At 44.6% G+C, this 21,541-nt stretch carries 18 protein-coding genes and 1 tRNA gene; 14 read left to right on the top strand and 5 right to left on the bottom strand.

All coding sequences use genetic code 11. The features are described 5' to 3' along the window. The first annotated feature begins 97 nt into the window (after positions 1–97). The 8 genes from QJS82_RS12480 to QJS82_RS12445 all read left to right on the top strand — a co-directional run bounded on the left by QJS82_RS12480 (position 98) and on the right by QJS82_RS12445 (position 10,186). Positions 98–898 carry an SDR family NAD(P)-dependent oxidoreductase gene (locus QJS82_RS12480; protein WP_281490705.1) on the top strand — a complete coding sequence of 267 codons (801 nt, stop codon included), beginning with the start codon at positions 98–100 and terminating at the stop codon, positions 896–898. 189 nt (positions 899–1,087) lie between these two features. Further along, a complete protein-coding gene (locus QJS82_RS12475) occupies positions 1,088–2,218 on the top strand; it encodes an FAD:protein FMN transferase (RefSeq protein ID WP_281490704.1) in 1,131 nt (376 codons plus the stop codon). Positions 2,219–2,340: 122 nt separating this feature from the next. Next, entirely contained in the window at positions 2,341–2,586 is a 246-nt protein-coding gene (gene nqrM, locus QJS82_RS12470; protein ID WP_201563905.1) for a (Na+)-NQR maturation NqrM, read from the top strand. Positions 2,587–3,087: 501 nt separating this feature from the next. Further along, entirely contained in the window at positions 3,088–4,413 is a 1,326-nt protein-coding gene (locus QJS82_RS12465) for an MFS transporter (protein ID WP_348651551.1), read from the top strand. Between the two features lie 112 nt (positions 4,414–4,525). After that, positions 4,526–5,341, top strand: a complete 816-nt coding sequence (locus tag QJS82_RS12460) for an arylesterase (protein WP_281490702.1) — start codon at positions 4,526–4,528, stop codon at positions 5,339–5,341. Then, entirely contained in the window at positions 5,338–6,021 is a 684-nt protein-coding gene (locus tag QJS82_RS12455; RefSeq protein ID WP_201612092.1) for an ABC transporter ATP-binding protein, read from the top strand. Before QJS82_RS12460 ends, QJS82_RS12455 begins: the two co-directional genes overlap by 4 nt. A gap of 74 nt (positions 6,022–6,095) precedes the next feature. Further along, positions 6,096–8,708, top strand: coding sequence for an ABC transporter permease (locus QJS82_RS12450; RefSeq protein ID WP_438656729.1), 2,613 nt, complete (start codon positions 6,096–6,098; stop codon positions 8,706–8,708). A gap of 131 nt (positions 8,709–8,839) precedes the next feature. Then, entirely contained in the window at positions 8,840–10,186 is a 1,347-nt protein-coding gene (locus tag QJS82_RS12445) for a valine--pyruvate transaminase (RefSeq protein WP_281490700.1), read from the top strand. Between the two features lie 46 nt (positions 10,187–10,232). Here the strand turns inward: QJS82_RS12445 and QJS82_RS12440 are convergent, their stop codons facing one another. The 4 genes from QJS82_RS12440 to hisB form a co-directional block, all read right to left on the bottom strand. Beyond that, positions 10,233–10,625: a hypothetical protein gene (locus tag QJS82_RS12440; RefSeq protein ID WP_281490699.1), complete on the bottom strand. Its 393-nt coding sequence runs from the start codon at positions 10,623–10,625 to the stop codon at positions 10,233–10,235. A 183-nt stretch (positions 10,626–10,808) separates the two neighbouring features. After that, the gene (gene hisH / locus QJS82_RS12435) at positions 10,809–11,444 is read right to left on the bottom strand and encodes an imidazole glycerol phosphate synthase subunit HisH (RefSeq protein ID WP_281491728.1); all 636 of its coding nucleotides are present in this window, start codon (positions 11,442–11,444) and stop codon (positions 10,809–10,811) included. Positions 11,445–11,530: 86 nt separating this feature from the next. Then, complete coding sequence (locus QJS82_RS12430) at positions 11,531–12,091, bottom strand: cysteine hydrolase family protein (RefSeq protein ID WP_281490698.1); 561 nt, start codon at positions 12,089–12,091, stop codon at positions 11,531–11,533. Between the two features lie 54 nt (positions 12,092–12,145). Continuing rightward, complete coding sequence (gene hisB / locus QJS82_RS12425; RefSeq protein ID WP_271133658.1) at positions 12,146–12,820, bottom strand: imidazoleglycerol-phosphate dehydratase HisB; 675 nt, start codon at positions 12,818–12,820, stop codon at positions 12,146–12,148. Between the two features lie 387 nt (positions 12,821–13,207). Between hisB and QJS82_RS12420 the strand changes: the two genes are divergently transcribed. The 4 genes from QJS82_RS12420 (at position 13,208) to QJS82_RS12405 (ending at position 15,318) form a co-directional block, all read left to right on the top strand. Next, positions 13,208–13,630: a hypothetical protein gene (locus tag QJS82_RS12420; protein WP_201620161.1), complete on the top strand. Its 423-nt coding sequence runs from the start codon at positions 13,208–13,210 to the stop codon at positions 13,628–13,630. Between the two features lie 122 nt (positions 13,631–13,752). Next, positions 13,753–13,828 (top strand) — tRNA-Phe (locus QJS82_RS12415). 195 nt (positions 13,829–14,023) lie between these two features. Continuing rightward, a complete protein-coding gene (locus QJS82_RS12410) occupies positions 14,024–14,524 on the top strand; it encodes a DUF4385 domain-containing protein (RefSeq protein WP_281490697.1) in 501 nt (166 codons plus the stop codon). A 101-nt stretch (positions 14,525–14,625) separates the two neighbouring features. Beyond that, the gene (locus tag QJS82_RS12405) at positions 14,626–15,318 is read left to right on the top strand and encodes a phosphoglycolate phosphatase (RefSeq protein ID WP_281490696.1); all 693 of its coding nucleotides are present in this window, start codon (positions 14,626–14,628) and stop codon (positions 15,316–15,318) included. A 12-nt stretch (positions 15,319–15,330) separates the two neighbouring features. On the opposite strand, the gene QJS82_RS12400 is transcribed toward QJS82_RS12405, so the two are convergent. Continuing rightward, complete coding sequence (locus tag QJS82_RS12400; RefSeq protein WP_281490695.1) at positions 15,331–16,890, bottom strand: YifB family Mg chelatase-like AAA ATPase; 1,560 nt, start codon at positions 16,888–16,890, stop codon at positions 15,331–15,333. A 380-nt stretch (positions 16,891–17,270) separates the two neighbouring features. Between QJS82_RS12400 and QJS82_RS12395 the strand changes: the two genes are divergently transcribed. Continuing rightward, complete coding sequence (locus tag QJS82_RS12395) at positions 17,271–19,766, top strand: penicillin acylase family protein (RefSeq protein WP_281490694.1); 2,496 nt, start codon at positions 17,271–17,273, stop codon at positions 19,764–19,766. Positions 19,767–19,949: 183 nt separating this feature from the next. Beyond that, entirely contained in the window at positions 19,950–21,494 is a 1,545-nt protein-coding gene (gene hemN, locus QJS82_RS12390) for an oxygen-independent coproporphyrinogen III oxidase (protein WP_281490693.1), read from the top strand. Positions 21,495–21,541: the final 47 nt, after the last annotated feature.

Genomic DNA, 21,541 nt, shown 5'->3' with positions numbered 1-21,541 from the left:
TATGCTAAATTAAGAGTCTCAATGGAGGCTCTTTTTTTATGGGCTAAATAAATTAGATGATGTGATGAAAAACATATTCGCACAAGAAAGGATTCTTATGAAAACCAAAGTTAAAGATTTAACCATTTGGATAACCGGTGCTTCTAGCGGTATTGGTGAAGCACTATCTATCGCCTTTGCCAAACGCGGTGCCAGCATTATTTTAAGTGGCCGTGATAAGGATAAATTAGAAGCGGTTAAAAGTCGCTGTAAAAACAGCAAAAAACATATCGTTGTCTCCTTTGATATCGCTGATGCTAAGCAAGCAAAAGAAGCTTATGAAACAATCAAAGCCCAAACTGGAAAAATAGATTGGCTGATTAATAATGCCGGCGTCAGTCAACGTTCGCTTATCATGGAAACCACTGAAGACGTCGAACGCCAAATCATGGAGATAGATTACTTTGCGCAAACGCGGCTGACCAGATTGGTATTGCCCGATATGATTGCGCAAGGCGGCGGCAAAGTTGTCATGGTATCGAGCGTGGCAGGTTTACTTGGTACCCAATATCGCGGCGCTTATGGTGCTGCAAAAGCGGCTATCCATATGTGGGCAAACAGTCTACGCGCTGAATTGCATGACCAAGGTATCGAGGTGGCGACGATATTTCCAGGGTTTATTCAAACCAATATCTCTATAAATGCCTTAACGGGTGATGGGAGCGCGCAGGGTACGATGGACGAGGCAACCAATAAAGGACTGACGGCGACAGCCTTTGCCAAACAAGTCGTCAAAGCACTGACTAAAGGTAAAGAATATATTATCGTTGCCGGCAATAAAGAAAAACTCGCCACTAGAGTCAATCGTTTATCGCCGCCAAAACTTTATAAGCTCATCCGTGAATCGAAAGTAAAATAAATCTAATAAGCTAAGCAATTAGGTCTTAAGTCGATGATTGGCGTTATGGGTAACAAGGGGTGTAAAATAGGCAGCGCTTAGTTAGTTAGTTGTTTATTAATGGTTCTTTACTAACCATTCTTTACTAACTACTCTTTACTAACTAACGCCCCACTCACCCCTTCGCTTTATCAAGCTGTGATGACTTATATGACAAATTTAACCGCATTTTCTTCTGCTAACAAATTCATAAAACCCGCCTTCTTGTCCGTAATCGCTATCGGATCTGTATTAAGTATTAGCGCCTGCCAGCAAAAAACCGATTATAACAATCTCAGCGGCGAAACCATGGGTACCAGCTACCATATTAGTTATCAACTGCCCAAAGGCGCTGATGAAGCCGCCATACAAGCCGCCATCGATAAGCGCTTGCAAGACATCAATGACAGCATGTCCACTTATCAAGCAGACTCTACTATTTCTAAATTTAATCAATTAGGCAAAGATACGCCGATTGCTATCGACGCCGATTTTAACCATGTATTAGAAGCGTCTAGGCAGGTTTATGAGCTGTCGGGCGGCGCGTTTGATCCGACGGTAATGCCATTGATTGAAACCTGGGGCTTTGGCAGTACCATGACGGTTGAGCGCTTACAAAGTCCACCGACGGCGCTTGAGATTGCACAAGCCAAAGCCTTGGTCGACTTTAAAAGCGTGATACAAAAAGAGCAAAGCATTTATAAAACCAAAGATGGCGTCGAGCTTGATTTTTCGGCGGTCGCTAAAGGTTATGGCGTTGACGTCATTGCCGATGTACTCCGAGATGACTATCAGATTCGCAATTACATGGTTGAAATTGGCGGCGAAGTGGCGACCTCTGGGGTCAGCGCTCAGCAGCAACCGTGGCAAATCGCCATTGATGCGCCCATCGAAGGCAGCACGGTAAGCGCACGCCAAACCATGGCAGTGATTCGCCAACCTATTAATAATGGCTCTACTATGTCGCTAGCAACTTCTGGCAACTATCGCAATTCCGTCGTTTTTGATGGTAAGCATTACAGCCATACCATTGACCCAACCACAGGCGAGCCCATTGTTGGTGGCGCGCCATCAGTGACTGTGGCAGCAGAAACAGTCGCACTGGCGGATGCTTGGGCAACTGCTTTGACCGCGATGCCTTATGAGAAAGCCCTTGCCACTGCCAAAGAGCACAATATCGCCGCCTTATTTGTTATCTTGGCTGATAATGTAAAGCTCGGTGCAGCGGCCGACAGTATCGATGAGTGGCAAGTAGTAGAAACCCCTGCGATGAAAGCCTTACGTGCCGACAAAAAGTCCTAATATCAAAAGCATGGGCTTTACTAGGCCTGCTAAGCACAAACGGAGCAGGCGAAATTTTGCTATACTATAAGCAAGTTATCGACTAGATGACTGTCCTATATTTTAAACGAGAGGTTCCCTCTATGCTTAACCAATTGCTCCCCATGCTTGCTATCACCTTTACCGTCTTCATGCTGTTTTTTATCTTCATGGGCATCGGTTATATGGTCAAGAAAAAGCCGCTTAGAGGGTCTTGCGGCGGTGTGGCAAAATTGATGGGCGACGAGCATTGCTCATTTTGTGGTAATGACCCCAATAAATGCGATTCACTGGTCGACCAACAGCAAGAAACCGCCCTTAAAGCTGCCCAACTAGGTAAGTCTGTATAGAACTAAGCAAGTCTGTCTAAACGCCTTATTTGTTACCATACGCTGGTAGTATTTGCCTAACCTCTGTTCCTATAATAGCGTCTAGTCCTTTGCAATTGAACGTTGCAAGCTAACAGGGACTGACGCTATTTTTTTGGGCGCTTAGTCCCTGTTAGCTTAGTATTTGTATAGAATACTTTTTATAAGCCAATTTCTATCATAAGCGCTTGATAAGCAAAATCGACTTATAAGCAAAAACTAAAAATCACTACTCATATACTAAGTTTACCCTGCTAAATTAGAGGGGTAGTAAGCTTATATGATGGGCGTTCTGCTAGTGTTTTTATATTCTGAACTCGTACATTCTAATATATTGTCTTAGCCTTAATTACCGTCTTAATTACCGTCTTAATTACCGTCTTAATTACCGTCTTAATTGCCGTCTTAATTGCCGTCTTAATTGCCGTCTTAGTGACGTACTCTGGTGTTATTTTATAAGCGATGGTGCGCCAGCGCTTTTTAATGACGTGTCCTTTTTCTTATGCTGATAGTCGTGCTGCTATGTCTACCTCTCCTAATTTGCAAACTGATTTGCCCTCCCAGTCTCCCACGTCTCAGTCGAGTGCGCCGTCAAACTTTAAGCTACCCTCTTCGCGCTTTACGTTTTGGTTGGTGCTATGTGCCATGATTTTATTGGCGACCAATATGCGCTCGCCGATTGTGGCGCTGGGTTCTATTGCGCCGGTGGTTCAAGGGGCTCTTAATATCTCTGAAACCCAAATTGGCTGGCTTGGCGCGGTGCCGATGCTGACCTTTGCGCTTGGGGCATTTATTTCGCCCGCGATTGGGAAGCGTTTTGGCCTTGAAAATACCTTGATTGCGATGATTGCCCTTTTAACGATGGGTATGATTATTCGCAGCGTTATTCCTACTTGGATGGGCTTTTTAGGCGGCACGTTATTGCTAACGTTAGCGATTGGTTTTGCCAACACCCTTGCTGCCCCTGTTATCAAGCAGCGCACACCAAATCATATTCCGTTGATTACGGGTTTATTTAGTCTCACCATGACGGTGTCGGCAGGGATTGTCGCTGGCGTGGTCTTGCCATTATCTGAGCACGTTGGCTGGCAATGGGCGCTTGGTGGTTGGTCGATTTTAGGCGTGTTTGCCTTAATGATTTGGGTGCTGTTACGCTTGCGTTTGGGCTCATCAAATCATCAGCCAGTTGTACCGCTTGCTGAAGGGGTGCAAGCGCCGTCACCTATTTCTATGTGGCGTACACCTTTTGCTTGGCAAATTGCGGTATTCATGGGCTTGCAATCGCTACTTTTTTATACCGTTGCCAGTTTTTTACCCTCGATTTGGCTCAGTAAAGGATTATCAGCGGTAAGCGCGGGGCAGATGAACTCAGTCTTCCAGTTTATGGCACCAGTAGCAATTTTAAGCTTAACCTGGCTGGTCAATCGCGGACGTCCTATTCAGGCGCTAGCGGTACTTGCTGCGGTCTTAAACGTGATTGGCATTTTAGGGGTCAGTTATTTATCAGCTGATTTGGCATGGTTATGGTCGGCGCTGATGGGTATTGGTTGTTCAGCGATTTTTACCTTAAGTATGATGCTGTTTTCGATGCGGACTTATACTGCCAATCAATCGAGCGAGCTGTCAGGCATGGCGCAAGCAGTCGGTTATCTGATTGCGTTCTTTGGTCCGCTGGGCACCGGCTGGTTGCATGAAGCAACGGATAGCTGGGATTTGCCTTTATTAATCATGTTGGTTTTGATGGTGGTAAACGTGGGTTTTGCTTGGATGGTCAGCCGTCCAGTCATGGTCGATGGTAAGAAAATTTAATTTTTACCGTTAATATCAACTGACAGGCGCGCAATATCGTTAACTGTCGCGCCATATTGCTCATAAGCTTAGTTTGCTACACTGGTTTGATTGTAAACAGGACAGCAAAATCATGATAAATATCTCTTCTTATTTGACTAAACCTTTAATAATAGCGGCGGCATTAAGCGTTACCCTTGTGGTTAGCGGCTGTCAAAAAGAGCCTGATAGCAATACAGCTGATGATAGTACGCAAACTACCAGCACTCAAAGCACTAGCATCCAAACTAATGAAACTCAGAAAGTAACAGAGGCAACTGAGCAGCAGCAAGCGCCATTAACGATATTGGCATTGGGCGATTCATTAACCGAAGGATTGGGCGTTGATAATGATGCCAATTATCCCGCTCAGCTAGAAGCACGCTTACAAGAGCTTGGCTATAAAAATGTCAAAGTAGTCAATTCAGGCTTAAGTGGCGAAACCAGTACGGGGCTTGTCAATCGCCTAGATTGGGTATTGCAAACCAAACCTGATATTACGATTTTAACCGTTGGAGCTAATGACGCCATCCGCGGTATTGATGTAGCAACGGTCGAAGCCAATATTCGCACCGCTGTTAAACGCCTGCAGGATAATGGTAGTGAGGTTATCTTAGGTGGCATGCAGATTTATGACAACCTTGGCTCGGACTATGTAGAGTCGTTTGCCGCGATATACCCAAGAGTGGCTAAAGATATGAATGTGACGCTGATTCCTTTCTTTTTGGATGGTGTGGGCGGCGACCCTAAGCTCAACCAAGCCGATGCGATTCATCCAACCAAAGAAGGCTATACCATTATCGTTAATGATAATATTTTGCCAATTTTACAGCCTAAAATTGAAAAGTTAGAAGCTAATCACGCCAATACAGCAACGAAATCTAGCACACCTACTGAGACTACCCAATGACCGCTACACCCAATAACAAAGCACTACTTACCGCCTCCAAGCTGAATAAAACCGTGCAAGTCGGTGAGCAAAAGCTATCTATCATCAAAGACGTCGATATATATGTCAATGCGGGCGAGTTTGTGGTCATTATGGGTAAATCTGGCTCCGGTAAATCTACCTTGTTAGGTCTATTAGCGGCGTTAGATTATCCTGATAGTGGCTCGGTTGAGTTAGCGGGGCAAACCTTAAGCAGCCTTGATGAAGATGCGCTGGCGGTTATTCGCCAACGTGATATGGGTTTTGTCTTTCAGTCGTTTCATCTATTACCGACATTGACGGTAGCAGAAAATATTGCCTTCCCGCTTGATATCGCCCGCCGTCCGAATAAAGCACGGGTAAATGAGCTGATTGAAGCGGTTGATTTGGGGCATAGGCGTGATAGCTTACCCAACCAATTATCCGGTGGTGAACAGCAGCGTACTGCCGTTGCCCGCGCGTTGGTTTCGCAGCCAAAAATCGTCTTTGCCGATGAACCAACGGGTAACTTAGATGAGCAAAATGCCAATCAAGTGATGCAGCTACTATTAGATTTACGCCAGCAAGTTGGCTCGGCATTGGTTGTTGTGACCCATGATGCCGCGCTGGCGGAGATGGCAGATCGGGTTATTACCATGCACGACGGGCGGATTATTTCTTAATGAATAACTTAAAGAATAATAAGCAAACAGAGAACCATTCAGCTATCGATGCTACTGCTACGACTGATACCAACATGGCAAAAGAGTCAGATTATACTGGCGGTATCATGCACCAGCTGTTTAGCGGTATTTTGAATTTGCCCATATTGGGCTTACAAGGATTGGGCGCACAAGCCTTAAGTCGCAGTTGGTGGCAACGCTGGATTTATCCGCTATTATTTTTATTGACGCTAACGTTATCGCTTGCAACCTACTTGACCCTCGACTCCGTGCAGCAATCGGTTAATACTTATATCAATGATAATCAGCGCGCGCTCGTTGGGGGCGATTTAATATTAAACAGCAAACAAGACTGGCCAAGCGAAGTATTAACGCAGGTAGAGACGGTTACTGATACACAAATAGTATATGACTATCAGTTTAGCGCGATGGTGGTGACCGATGAGCAAACCTTGCTTGCCAGCGTCAAAGCCGTCTCTCCGGCTTATCCCTTATACGGAGAAGCTGAGCTTGCTTCAGGGCAACCGTTATGGCAGCAATTAAGCGCTGATAATGTCGTCGTCGCACCAGAAGTCCTGAATAGCTTAAATGCGAGCGTCGGTGACCAAATCACCATTGGTGATGCTGAATTTACTATTAGCGATGTATTGACCAACGAGCCTGACCGTCCATTAACCGCCTTTGGTTTTGGCGGACGCGTTTTGATGCATCAAGATGCGCTTGTAGCGACCAATTTATTGGGACAGCGTAGCCGTATAAACTATCGTATTGAGCTGGCCGGTGAGCCAGAGTTAATGGTAGTACAGCGAGATAAGCTCACGCAAATACTAAGCAATTATCCTGATATCGAGCTGTCTGATGCAGAGTCGGCAGATACCTCTGTCTCGCGTATCTCTGACAATGTCTTGATGTTTTTAAAGCTGCTCGTCATCGCCGTGCTGTTATTATCTGCGGTGGCGATGTATGGCGTCATTACGGCTTTTGTGACCAAGCAGCAGTCTAGTAATGCCATTCGCTTGGCATTAGGTGAGCCGCTTAGGTCGCTGAAACGCAGCTATTATCAGCTGTTGATTGTTACCACTATCATCGCTTGTGTGGCAGCAATTGCTCTAAGTTTTGGCTTACTTAAAGTCGGTCAGCCGTATCTGATTGCTATCTTACCAGCTGATGTTGGTTTAGCTATTAATCCAGTCAGTGCTATTAAAACCATTATTATCGCGTTAGTGGTGACCTTGCTTATCGCTCAACGTGGTTTAAGCACCCTAAGTACCACCAAACCTGCCACTTTACTCAATCAAGGTGCGAGCACAAACTCGCAAAATCTGCCGTGGTATCGACGTTTGCCATTATTATGGTATGGACTGACGCTCATCGGACTTTATGCGTTTTTTGCTTATGAAGTAGACTCTCTTATACTAGGTGCACAGCTACTGATAGGACTTACAGGTTTCGTAGCGATATTTTGGCTATTGGCACGCGGTTGGTTATGGCTGCTGACTAAGTTTGCCAAGCATTCTAATATCAGCTGGATGCAGCGTATTGCTATCCATAACCTTGCCCGTAAAGGCAATCAGTCGGCATTATTTTTTGTCACCTTATCACTGTCAGTGGCGGTCTTAACCCTGATTACCACACTTAATCATAGTATTAATACTCAGTTTATTAATGCGTATCCTGAAGATGCGCCCAATTTATTTTTGCTCGATATTCAAAGCGACCAGCATGATGCGATTAATAATATCATTGCTGCACCTGTCAGCTATTATCCTGTCATTCGTGCCCGCGTCGTCACTGCTGATAATGTACCCGTACAAGATATCGAACCTACGGACGGCTTTGATGACCCGATGCGGGTTTTTAATTTAAGCTATGCCGATACGGTGATGGATACCGAATTCATTACTGATGCTGTAGAAAACGACAAGCTTTATGCGCCTATTAAGACTGCAGATAGTGACTCAGCGCAAACCGTTGCGCCATTATCGATTTTGGATACGGCTGCCAGCTTGCTAAACGTTGGTATGGGTGATCAGGTGCGCTTTAATATCCAAGGGATTGAGGTTGTCGGTCAAATCACCAGTATCCGCTCGCGCTATGAAAAAGGACCCAGCCCTTATTTCTACTTCTTATTTGAGCCTGCGGTGCTATCAGCTGCCCCGCAAATCCAATTTGCTACCGCTCATGTCGCAGCAGAGGATATTCCAAAACTCCAAGGTCAGTTAGTACGCGAGTTTCCTGCGGTAACGACCATCGACGGCACAGCAATCGCGCAGCAAGTTCAAGAGCTAGTCGTACAAATGAGCCGTTTGGTCTATGTCTTCACCTTACTGGCATTATTGACCGGTATCATGGTCTTAATTAGCTCGCTACTCTCTACCTCACAAGACCGCATGGCTGATAGCGCATCATTTAGGCTGCTCGGTATGCAAAAGCGCGACCTATATATGCTCAATATCTTAGAGCTGGGGATACTTGGCATTAGTGCCGCCTTATTTGCAGTTATTATCGCTAATATCGGTGCATGGGCTGCTATTACCCAATGGTTTAATCTGCGCTTTAGTGTGCCGTGGGCAAGTTTAGGTATTGGCGGTGTGGCGTTAGTTGTCTTGCTATTTGGCATTGCTATTATTTATGTGCGATTGGTGATTGGGCGTGGGATTATGGCGCGAGTTCGGGCGATGATATAACGGTCGATATTGTCAATATCAGCCAGTATTCATATTCAAGCTCGTTTAAAACTGACTATTTGCTATACTAATGCCCATCTCAGCATTCAGATACAGCTCTCATAAACCATTTAGGAAAGTACGGTAGCCTTATGAAATTCTCAAAGTTCGGTCAAAAATTTACCCAGCCAACTGGCATCTCACAACTGATGGATGACTTGGGCGATGCGCTAAAAAGCGATCAGCCTGTCAATATGCTGGGCGGTGGTAATCCTGCCAAGATTGATGCCGTTAATGAGCTGTTTTTAGAGACTTATAAAGCGCTTGGTAATGATAACGATGCTGGCGAGGCTAATAGTAGCGCAATTATTAGCATGGCAAATTACTCCAATCCGCAGGGTGACGCCGCCTTTATCGATGCTTTGGTTGGCTTCTTTAATCGTCATTATGACTGGAATTTGAAGGCAGAAAATATCGCTTTGACCAACGGTTCACAGAATGCTTTTTTCTATTTGTTTAATTTATTTGGTGGGGCGTTCGCTGATGAAAAGAGCCAAGATAAAGAAAGCCAGTCTATCGATAAATCGATCCTACTGCCATTAACCCCTGAATATATTGGCTATAGTGATGTGCATGTCGAAGGTCAACATTTCGCAGCCGTATTGCCGCATATCGATGAAGTGACTCATGATGGCGAAGCAGGTTTCTTTAAATATCGTGTGGATTTTGAGGCGTTAGAGAACTTGCCAGCGCTAAAAGAAGGTCGCATTGGCGCGATTTGCTGTTCGCGTCCAACCAATCCAACGGGCAATGTGCTGACCGATGAAGAAATGGCGCATTTGGCCGAGATTGCCAAGCGTTATGAGATACCGCTAATCATCGATAACGCCTACGGTATGCCCTTCCCTAATATCATTTATTCAGACGCGCAATTAAGTTGGGATAACAATACGATTCTTTGCTTTAGCCTGTCTAAAATTGGCTTGCCCGGTATGCGTACCGGCATTATCGTTGCTGATGCTAAAGTGATTGAAGCAGTCAGCGCGATGAATGCGGTGGTCAATCTAGCACCGACCCGCTTTGGGGCGGCAATTGCCACGCCATTGGTGAACGATGACCGTATCAAGCAGTTAGCTGATAATGAGATTAAACCCTTTTATCAAAAGCAAGCGACATTAGCGGTAAAGCTTTTAAAAGATGCTTTGGGTGATTATCCTTTAATGATTCATAAGCCTGAGGGCGCGATATTCTTATGGTTGTGGTTTAAAGACTTGCCAATTAGCACGCTTGAGCTATACGAGCGCCTTAAAGAAAAAGGCACATTGATTGTACCAAGTGAATATTTCTTCCCTGGTGTCGATGTGAGTAATTACCAACATGCCCATGAATGTATCCGTATGAGTATCGCTGCTGACGAACAGACCTTAACGGATGGTATTAAAGTCATTGGTGAAGTGGTGCGCGAGCTTTATGATGAGGCTAATAGTCAGAACTATTAAAGTTTTTATTAAGCAAAGTGTTAATGATAGAAATAAAAAAACGGACTTATGAATAGTCCGTTTTTTTCTGCCTTTTAATCATAGGTTTGACGGTATTGATTGATTGAAACGTCTTTGTCCATACGGTAAAGCCATAGATTATATAAGACAGCAGACAGGTATTAATCAAATCGTGAATACTGGCTTTTAGCTCCGTGCTGCCTATCGCTGTGATACCCAGCTCAGTAATCGTCTGGCGATTGTCCAAATATTCGCCCAATAAGGCGATGGCGGTCACCATAATTAAAGCGATAAACGCCCTGACACTATATTTTTTGAAAATTGGACGTAGCAAGAGTAAACTTAATAGGTACACGCTGACGCCCACATAAATATGCAAGGCGTCTTTGTCTAACCCTGTAGCAGCCACGACACCGTTTTTGAAGAGATAAAAATCCACGATTTTATTCCGCGTATGAGAGATAGAAGATAGCTGAGTATAAATAAAAAAAACAACTAAGTATAAATTAAAAATAAAAAAGGTAGATTACGCATTTGCTAACCTACCTTCCTGTTTAATCGAAGCTGTTTAATCAAAACGGTTTAATCAAAACTGTCCAATCAAACATTTAAAGCATACTGGTTAAATATTCCAATCGACAAAGTTCTTTAACAGCTGTAAGCCCGCGGTGTGGCTTTTTTCTGGATGGAATTGGGTGGCAAATAAATTGTCTTGCAAAATACTGGCACAAAACGGCTGACCATAATCACAAACGGCCGCCACTTGAGAGCTGTCAGCAGGCGCGCAATAATAACTATGTACAAAGTAAAAGTGCGCATTGTCCTCGATGCCATTCCACAATGGATGCTCGAAATCCATACCGTTAATAGTATTCCAGCCCATGTGCGGCACTTTAATGGTCGCCCCTTGCTCATCTTTCCACGTCGGGTCAAACGCTTCTACATTGCCATCTAAGATGCCCAAACATTTTGTACCACCATTCTCAGCGGACTGCTCAAACAACGCCTGCATGCCAACACAGATGGCCATGACAGGCTTATTAAATATTGCCTGACGTATGACCTCGTCAATACCTGCATCCTGCATGCCAGCGATACAATCGCGCATCGCACCGACACCGGGGAAGAAAATCTTATCAGCCGCCGCGACCACTTTTGGGTCATTGGTAATAGAGACTTCCGCGCCTACCGCTGACAATGCCTTGCTGGCCGAGTGCAGATTACCCATGCCATAATCTAATAATGCTATTTTCATAATTGCGTCTTTAGTCTCATATTAAAATAGGAAGATGATGCATATGGCAAGTTAGTCACCAACTCTGATTCGCTCATCTATGCAAAAGATTATAATCGCTCGTAAAGCTCTCTTGTACTTAAGACAGTTGCAAACTCTTTATTTAAACTGGCCAATGCCGTCTGGTGCATAAGCTCTGCATCAAATTTTTCACCATTAACACCCACTCTATCGAAAGTAGCGGTAGCATCCGATATGAGGTAAGTTTCATATCCATAATTACCAGCCATACGTGTCGTCGTCGATATGCAATGGTTGGTAGTCAGTCCAATAATGACAAGGGTAGAAATCTTTTTCTCGTCTAACTGCTGCTTTAAGTCTGTACCGATAAATGCACTATTCACATGCTTGGTTATCACTGTCTCATGCGGTTTCGGCATCGCACATGGATGGAAAGCGAAACCAGCATGAGTTGGGTGTAGTCTAGAGTTTGGCTCTAATGAGCTGTGACGTATATGAAAAATAGGGAGTTTATGCTCTCGCCATTTCTGTAGAATTTCACCGCAAATGCTTTCTGCTGCTTTATTATTACGGTGACCTCCCCAGTAATCTTCATCATCAAACCCTTGCTGAACATCAATGACTAGTAACGCTGGGTTCTTATATTTCAAATCCATCACCGCTCTCGATTTAACTTTAATTGGTTAGAAAAAGTCAACTTGCTATTAAAAAGCCTCTTTGGTCGATGGCAAGGTATTCAGCGCACGCTCATCATATTCGCAAGCCATACGTAGCGCACGAGCAAAGGCTTTAAAGGTAGATTCGATCTGGTGATGGCTGTTTTTACCTTTAAGATTATCCAAATGCACCGTCATCCATGAATGGTTGACGAAGCCATAGAAGAACTCGCTAAATAAATCAACATCGAAGTTACCAACATGCGAGCGGGTAAAAGGAATGTCCATATGCAAACCGGGACGGCCTGATAAATCAACAACTGCGCGCGTTAGTGACTCATCGAGTGGCGCATAAAAGTGCCCGTAACGACGGATGCCTTTTTTATCACCTAATGCTTTATTGAATGCTTGCCCAAGCGTAATACCCGTATCTTCGACACTATGGTGATCATCGATAAAGGTGTCGCCGGTACATTTGATGTCTAAGTCAAACAAACCATGACGCTTGATTTGATCAATCATATGGTCTAGAAATGGCACGCCAGTATCTACAGTCCCTTGTCCCGTTCCATCAAGATTAACGGTGCAAGTTACTTGCGTTTCAGCAGTATTACGCTCAACGGTAGCGGTACGGGCTGGGCGACCATGTAAATTTAGATTGGCAGATTGGTTTTGCCCAGTTGTATCGGCGGTATTGGTTGTCGTCGTAGAATTGGCAGTCATGGCTACTCTCTATAAATGAAAAGCGGTCAATAAAATAGGGCGAAAAAGCGCCCAAATCATTCTTACTAGCGTCTAAAGCAAATGATAAAACAATGAATAAAAAATATAAAAAGCTAAGCTAAAAATGGGTTTAATGCTTATTCAAAAAGCTTACGTATAAAAGCCAAAATATTAGCTTTTATGCATAAAAAGCATCGTCTATCTTCATCATAGCAAACCCTAGCATTTACTGCCACGACCAAGCAGTAAACCACGCACAAAATCCTGTCATTCTGCTAAAATAGTGAGTTCAGTATTATCAATCATGAACCGCACCGACTCTACAATGCTACACTCGATGCCATGCTGTATCACCTTATAGCAACCGATTATTTATAGGAACTGATTATGCCTTTAGAAGCAATCGCCATCAACAGCTTGGATGCGCCACTGATTAAAAAACCTGCGCGTGAAAACGAACTATCCGAGCGCCTGCATGCCTTATATGACAGCGATGAGAACCAGCCAAGTGGCGCAGAAGTACTACATCTCGTTGAGCAAGGCTTTAAGCGTGGTCAAACCCTGTATGTCGGTATGTTTAATGACAAGCCTATCGCTGCCGTTGCCTGCTTTGATGATGGACAAACGGATGCCAAGCGCTTGCAATATCTCACGGTACACACCCAAAATCGAGGTCGCGCTATCGATGCTAAATTTATCAAACTGGTCTATGATGCCGAAGTGAAAAAAGGCGTGCGCGAGTTTGTCCCAGTCGATGCCGATATTCATCGTATCATGAGCGAGTATGAGCTACTGCGCGTTAAGGATTAAATGTGAGGTTAAAAGCTTTTATTTGGCTTATATTTGACTATTTGTGCCTTTTTATCGCATATTATGCAAAAACCACTTGACAGTAACGCCGATATTTAGTTTAATAGCGCCTCAACGAAGACGGCTCGATAGCTCAGTCGGTAGAGCAACGGATTGAAAATCCGTGTGTCGGCAGTTCGAACCTGCCTCGAGCCACCATTCGTTTAAGAATTCTAAAAAGCCCCGAACATTTATGTTTGGGGCTTTTTTTATGCTTAAAATTTGATAAACATTACAGGGATACCTATCAATAATATTTGATACCCACACTAATACATAACATTTTTAGGCTGTTTTTGAAGTGCAAATGCTCTCTATACTAAAACAACCAATTAGCTGCGAGAGATAGAATTCATGAGAGAGTTTGATTATGATTTAGATTATAAAAACCTAGACTTACGCGCGCAGCCTGAGCTGTATCGTGTCGGTCGCGGTGAGCAAGGCGTGTTATTGGTCGAGCCTTATAAATCCGAAATCCTAACGCACTGGCGCTTTGCGACGCCTGATATTGCGCTTGAGAGTAGCGAGATTATTTATCAGATGTTTTTAGATTATTTAGCTGCTGATGACTTTGTTGGTGCCGATATGGCGCGCAAATTTATCCAAATGGGCTATACCCGCGCCCGCCGCTATGCCAATCATAAAGGCGGCAAAAAGTATAAGGGACCCGTGCCCGATGATAAAAAAGGCCAAAGCGGCGCGCATGGACGCGAAGAATTACCACGGCAAAGCGAAGACCCTATCAAAGCAGAATCTGCGCGTATTTTTAAACAAAAATGGGATGAGTGCCGTAAAAATGAAACCTATCTAAAGATGAAAGCGGCACACCGTGAGCGCTATGAAGAGGTTAAATAATCGAGCAAAAACGTGCTTTGCATGCGCTTTAATGGCTTCTTATGCTATGGTTAAAACATAAATCTAAGAAACAGACGTGATAACCCAAAAGGCGAGAAATAATGGATAAGCAGCTTTTAATTTTTGACTTTGATGGCACTTTGATTGATAGCGTACCAGATTTGGCTGATGCGACGAACGCCATGCTAACCACGCTTGGTAAAGAGACCTATCCGATTAGCACCATACGTAACTGGGTCGGTAATGGCTCAAGAATGTTGGTCGAACGCGCGTTGGTGGGTAAAATAGAAGTACTAGAAGGTGAGTTAACGGTCGAGGAAGCCGATCACGCCGAGCAAGTATTTTTTGACGCTTATAAAAATATTAGCGGTAGCAAAACCGTCGCCTACCCAGATGTCGATAGCGGACTAAAAAAGCTCAAAGCAGCGGGCTATACGTTGGCATTAGTGACCAATAAACCGATTCGTTTTGTCCCTAAAATACTGCAATCCTTTGGCTGGCAGGCTTTATTTTCTGAAGTACTGGGCGGAGATAGCCTGCCCCTTAAGAAACCAGACCCCGCCCCGCTATTGCATGTCTGTGAGGCGTTGAATGTGACTCCAGCACAAGCGGTGATGATTGGTGATTCTAGAAACGATATATTAGCGGGACAAAACGCCAATATAGACACCCTTGGACTGTCTTATGGTTATAACTACGGGCAAGATATTCGCGAGCTCAATCCTACCGCAGCATTTGATGACTTTGCGGCATTGGTTAAATACCTTTTAAAAAAGGAGATTATAAATAATTGAACTTCAAGTAAGTTATTTACTACGATAACTCAGCGCCTCTGATACATGAGCGCTGGTAATATCGATACTGTCCGCCAAATCTGCAATCGTTCGTGCAACGCGTAGTACACGATGATAACCACGGGCAGATAGATTAAGACGTTGCTGAGCGAGCTGTAATAACTGCTGCTCGCCCGCGCCTAACTGGATATATTTATCAATCTCGCTAGGACTCAGCTCGTTATTAACCTTTTTTTGGCGTTTTAATTGCTGCTTATGCGCAGCAGAGACTCGAATTCGCACTTGTGCCGAGGTTTCACCAGCTTGAGCATTTTGTAAATCAGCTATTGGCAGTGCTGGCACGGTAATATGCAAATCAATACGATCAAGCAGTGGCCCTGATAGCTTATCTTGATAGCGCTTAATTTGCTCCGGTCGGCAGCGACATCTTCCTGAGCCGTCGCCATCATAGCCACAAGGGCAAGGATTCATCGCCGCCACCAGTTGAAAATTTGCGGGAAAAGTAAGCTGTGAGTTTGCACGGCTAATGGTAATTTGCTTGGCTTCCAACGGCTGACGCAAAACTTCTAACACCGTACGGTCAAACTCTGGTAGTTCGTCCAAAAATAAAACGCCCTTATTGGCAAGGGTAATCTCGCCAGGTTTGGGACGAGAACCACCACCGACCAAAGCAACAGCTGATATAGTATGATGAACTTGGCGAAATGGCCGCGTACCATAATCATAGTCGCTGTCTGCTACTGAGTAGGTACTGGCAACTTCTAACGCGTCCTCATCACTCAAATCAGGCAAGATAGTCGGTAGGCGTGACGCCATCAAGGTCTTGCCGGAACCGGGTGGTCCTGTAAATAATAGTGAATGACCACCGGCGGCGGCAATTTCTAACGCCCGCCTAGCATGATGTTGACCTTTTACATCCGCCAAATCTACCTGATAACCAATATGCTGCTGCGCCGGACTGGGCGTGACTATCTCCAGTCTCTCAGTGATTACGCTTGGGTCAGCTAACGATTGTAAGTGGTCACAAACGGCTTTTAGACTTTGAGCGCCTAATATCTCAATGCCTTCAACACGGCTGGCTTCCGCGCCATTATCAATCGGTACTATTAATTGCCGTAATTGCTGTAACTGGCGCGGCTCTTGTTCGTCAGCTATTACAGACTTTGCCACTATTGACTCTGCTTTCATTGCCCGTGCAACCGCCAAGCTACCACTTACCTGCCGCAGCTCGCCATTGAGCGCCAACTCGCCGATAAACTCAAACCCTGACAGTACTTCTGGCTCAAGTTGCCCGCTTGCCGCTAAAATACCGATGGCAATCGGCAAATCTAGCCTTGCACCATCTTTTGGCAAGTCTGCTGGTGCTAAATTAATCGTCAAGCGGCGATTAGGGAATTGAAAGCCCGAATTCAAAATCGCCGAGCGCACCCTATCTTTACTTTCACGTACGGCAGCAGCAGGCAAACCGACAATGGTTAATGCTGGCAAGCCTTGTGATAAATGCACCTCGATAATGACCTGCGGGGCATGCAGTCCGACGACTGAGCGCGTATAAACTTGGGCAAACGACATGAGCGTTTCCTAATATAGATATTTATCGATAATAGAGTATTATTAATCAGTGCGCAAATGTCGTGTCTTATAATTTATCAATCTGTATGAATAGTATTGTTCCCAGCCTATTAGTTAGCTATATAAAGGACATTTCTGCCTAGCTTTAAGCCAAATATCAGCCGTTAAATCCGTTGGTTTATTCGCTAGCATAGAGGTTTGAAATTGTTATATGATTGATAAATGCTTTTTAATTTATCTTATCTATCATCACGCATAATAAATGCAATATAAGGCATAAAAAAGCATGGCAATAAAAGGAATTTATTGACATATAAAGCTTGATGGTGGTTTTTGTCGACGCTTTATAAACTCGTAATTAACCATGGATGGGTAAGCTTATGAGCATCAATATGCTGAATCGGCGTGTACACACACTCACGCTATTAACGATGGCAGTCTCGTTGGGATTGTTTGGTTGTTCGGATAACGATAATTTTAATGGCAATATAGATAACGATGACAGCTATGCGGCGGATATCCAGCGCACTGAGTTTGGGATACCGCACATCACTGCCAAGAACTATAAAGGCTTGGGTTATGGCGTCGGCTATGCCTTTGCTGAAGACAATATCTGCTCACTGGCGCGCGAAATCGTAATCGCTAAGGGCGAGAGTATGCGTTATCTGGGTGATAAAGGCGATGTTGATAGTGATGTCTTTTATACCTGGTATAACTCAGAGGCTAAGCGTAAACAGTTTTTAGATGCACAAGAGCCTGAGGTTTTGGATGCGGTAGCAGGCTATGCTGCGGGCTATAGTCGCTATTTACGTGATAAAGGTGTCGACAATATCGATCCTGACTGTGCAGGCGCTGAATGGGTTCGCGAAATCACGACCGATGATTTGCTAGCGCTTTACGGCAAGGCCAATTTGCGCGGTGGTCTATCAAACTTTGTTACGCCTATCGCCACTGCGGCGCCTGCCGTCGAAAAAGGTATCATGGGTAGCTCTCGAATACGTACGCTTTCTATAGAACCAGAGAACGACTTATCGCCAGAGTCGGCAGCGGATTTGGCCTCAGGCTTTGATTTTGATATGAAAACCATCAATGTGACTGATGGCGGCAGCAACGCCTATGCTTTTGGTAGTGAAGTCACTGGCACCAAAAGCGGTATCCTTTATGGCAATCCTCATGAGCCTTGGGATGGTCTACAGCGCTTTTATGAGTTTCATTTGACGATGCCAGGCGAGCTTGACGTCATGGGAGCGGGACAGCAAGGACAGCCTTTCCCCAATATTGGCTTTAATAAAGACATCGCTTGGAGTCATACGGTTTCTACCGCCAAGCGTTTTACCCTGTATCAGCTCAGCTTAGTAGATGGCGACCCAATGAAGTACAACTATACCAATAGTGCAGGCGTCGTTGAGCAACGTGATATTAAAAAGGATGACGTCACCATCCAACTGCCAGACAATAAGACGCTGGTAAGATCTATTTATTCGTCACATTTTGGTCCTATGATAGCCGTCAATCAAGTCAATGGCTTACTGCCACCTTGGGGCGCGAACAATATCGCCTTTACCATCCGTGATGCTGCCGCAGAAAACGCCCGCTCACTGAACCAATGGCGCAGCATGAATAAAGCCACCAGTGTCGAGGATTTGGTCGATAAAATGCAAGATATGGTTGGGCTAGGATTTGTTAATACCATTGCCACCGACCGCTATGGTAAAGCGCTTTATGCTGATATCTCAACCGTGCCGCATGTCACCGCAGATAAATTAAATAGCTGTACTGCTGGTAAGCCCTACTTACAAGCTATCGTCAGTTTTGGTCTACCAGCATTGGATGGTAGCAAGGCTGATTGCGAATGGGGTAATGATGCCGATTCGCCGCAAGCGGGCATCTTTGGACGCTCAAATCTGCCTTTCTTGATTCGTGACGATTATGTGCTTAACTCAAACGATACTTATTGGTTGAGCAACTTAGATGAGCCTTTAACAGGGTTTTCACCGCTGCTACGTCGTCGTTTAACGCCATTCCCTAGTGCGACTAGCCCTGAGGGCGTGCCACTTTCTCTGCGTACACGCATGGCATTTCAGCAAGTTTTAGACCGTCTTGATAACTCAGATAACTTGGGTGGCACTACCTTTACCTTAAACAATATGCAAGACGTCGTTTATGGCAACCGTAGCTATGCTGCCGAGTTGGTTCTCGATGATGTCTTAGCGGACTGTAACGCCAACGCTATGTTACCTCTGACAGGTGGCGGAACTATCGATGGCAAACAAGCTTGTAGCATCTTGAGTAATTGGGATCGTCGCAACAATATCGACAGCCGAGGCGCTCATGTGTTTAGAGAGTTTTGGAGCAAGGCTGGTGTTAGCGAATACACAAATACCGCATTTGAAGTGCCATTTAACGAGGCAGACCCTATCAATACGCCGCGCGAGCTGAAAATTACGCCACAAACTCGCCAAGCTTTGGGCGATGCGATTGCCTATTTCCAAAATAAAGGCATAGCACTTGATGCCAGCTTAGGTGAACTGCAATATGTGCTAGATGCTGGCAAGAATAATCAGCGTATCCCTATGCATGGTGGTTATGGTAGCGAAGGTATCTTTAACGCTGCCCGAGGTGAAGGAGTCAATGAGGTTGGTAATTATATTATTAATAATGGGCCAACTTATATGCAAGCGGTGACTTTTGATGCTAAAGGTCCTGTCGTAGAGGCGCTGCTTGCCTATTCACAAGCAGGGGATAGTACGCGCCCTTATCATCTCGATCAGACGCGTCGTTATTCAGCTAAAGAGTGGATTCGTGTGCCTTTCAGCAGCAGCGAAATCTCCCAAAAAGCCGTTGGTGAGGTGATTAAATTAAGGGAAGAGTCATAGCCAAATCGTTGAGCATTATAAAAAAGACTTTAGGCCAATCCTGAGGTCTTTTTTTATTCCAGATAACAATACAACTTTATGGGTATATACGAAAACTTGCCATCCATGCCACTATAACCAATGATTTGTTATACTGCTTATTACTTAAATGGCGATTTATACAGTTAAACCGAGGAATCTCGCATGTCAGAACCATCCGATATCAATAGCGACCAAACGTCTTTCGCTCATGCTAGCGAGCAGCCGACCACGGTACGCCCTGTGACGCAGCCGGACAATCCGTATGCCAGTACCCGTGGCAGCATCACCAGTAAGCAGCTGCCAGCATTCGATGAAGAGATTATTAATAAATACAATCGTTCTGGGCCGCGCTATACCTCCTACCCGACCGCTTTAGAATTCTCACCGATGCCAGCAGGACTCGAGACTAAGATTCTACAAGAACGCGAAGCCCATGCGCCCTTATCGCTGTATTTTCATATTCCGTTTTGTCGGCACCTTTGCTATTACTGTGCTTGTAATAAAATCATCACCAAAAAAAATAGCGATGCCGGTGATTATTTAGAATATTTGATGGCGGAAATTAAGCATAAACGTAGCTTATTACAAACACCAGAAGACGGCAAAAAACCACTGGTCAAACAGCTGCATTTCGGTGGTGGGACGCCAACCTTTTTACAAGATAATGAATTGGTACAACTGTGGGAATTTTTGCAGACCCAGTTTGAATTTTTGCCAGAAGACCAAGGCGATTACTCTATTGAAATCGACCCGCGCGAGCTGGGAGACGAAACATTAACAGTACTACGCAACTTGGGTTTTAACCGCGTAAGTTTGGGCGTACAAGACTTAGATGAAAAAGTACAAATTGCCGTCAACCGTATAAATTCTGCTGAACTTATTGAAAATGTGCTTGCTGAGGCGCGTGCGCTGGGCTTTCATTCTACCAACGTCGACCTGATTTACGGCTTACCGCATCAAACGCCTAAAACTTTGGATACAACGGTACGCCGCATTATTGAGATGGCGCCCGATCGCTTATCGGTATTTAACTATGCCCATCTGCCTGAGCGTTTTAAATCTCAACGCCAGATTAAAGAGGCTGACTTACCGACGCCAGCCGCCAAGCTTACGATGCTCGGCAATACCATCAACACCTTAACCGAAGCCGGTTATCAATATATTGGTATTGACCATTTTGCCAAACCTGATGATGAGCTTGCCATCGCCCAGCGCGAAGGCAAATTACATCGTAATTTTCAGGGTTATACCATCATGGGCGATTGCGATTTATTGGGCTTTGGGGTGTCGTCAATCAGTCAAATCTCTAATGCTAATAGCAGCTATATCTTGCAAAACCACACCGATTTGCAGGTATATAAAGAGAATATCGACGCAGCACGTAATAACCCAACCGTCATGCCCGCGGTCAATGTGATTAAAACCTCGATTAAAGATCGCTTACGTGAATACGTGATTATGAATTTACTCTGTCACGACTATATGGATTTTCGAGATATCAATCAGAAATTTGGTATCGACGCCATTACCTACTTTATCGATGAAATCCAACAGTTGGGTGAGATGCAACAGGACCGCTTGATTGATATGGATGCTGCTGGCATTCGCGTATTACCCAGAGGTCGTTTATTAGGTCGCAACGTCGCTATGGTATTTGATGAATACCTTGAGAAAAAACATAAAAACCGCTTCTCCAAGGTTATCTAAAATACACTGAGTCAATATTTAACAATAAAAAAGACCTCACTTGTATG

Origin of the sequence: Psychrobacter maritimus (assembly GCF_029953575.1) — a bacterium.
In the GTDB taxonomy this organism is placed as follows: Bacteria; Pseudomonadota; Gammaproteobacteria; order Pseudomonadales; family Moraxellaceae; genus Psychrobacter; species Psychrobacter maritimus.
This window is presented reverse-complemented; position numbering and strand designations above follow the sequence as displayed.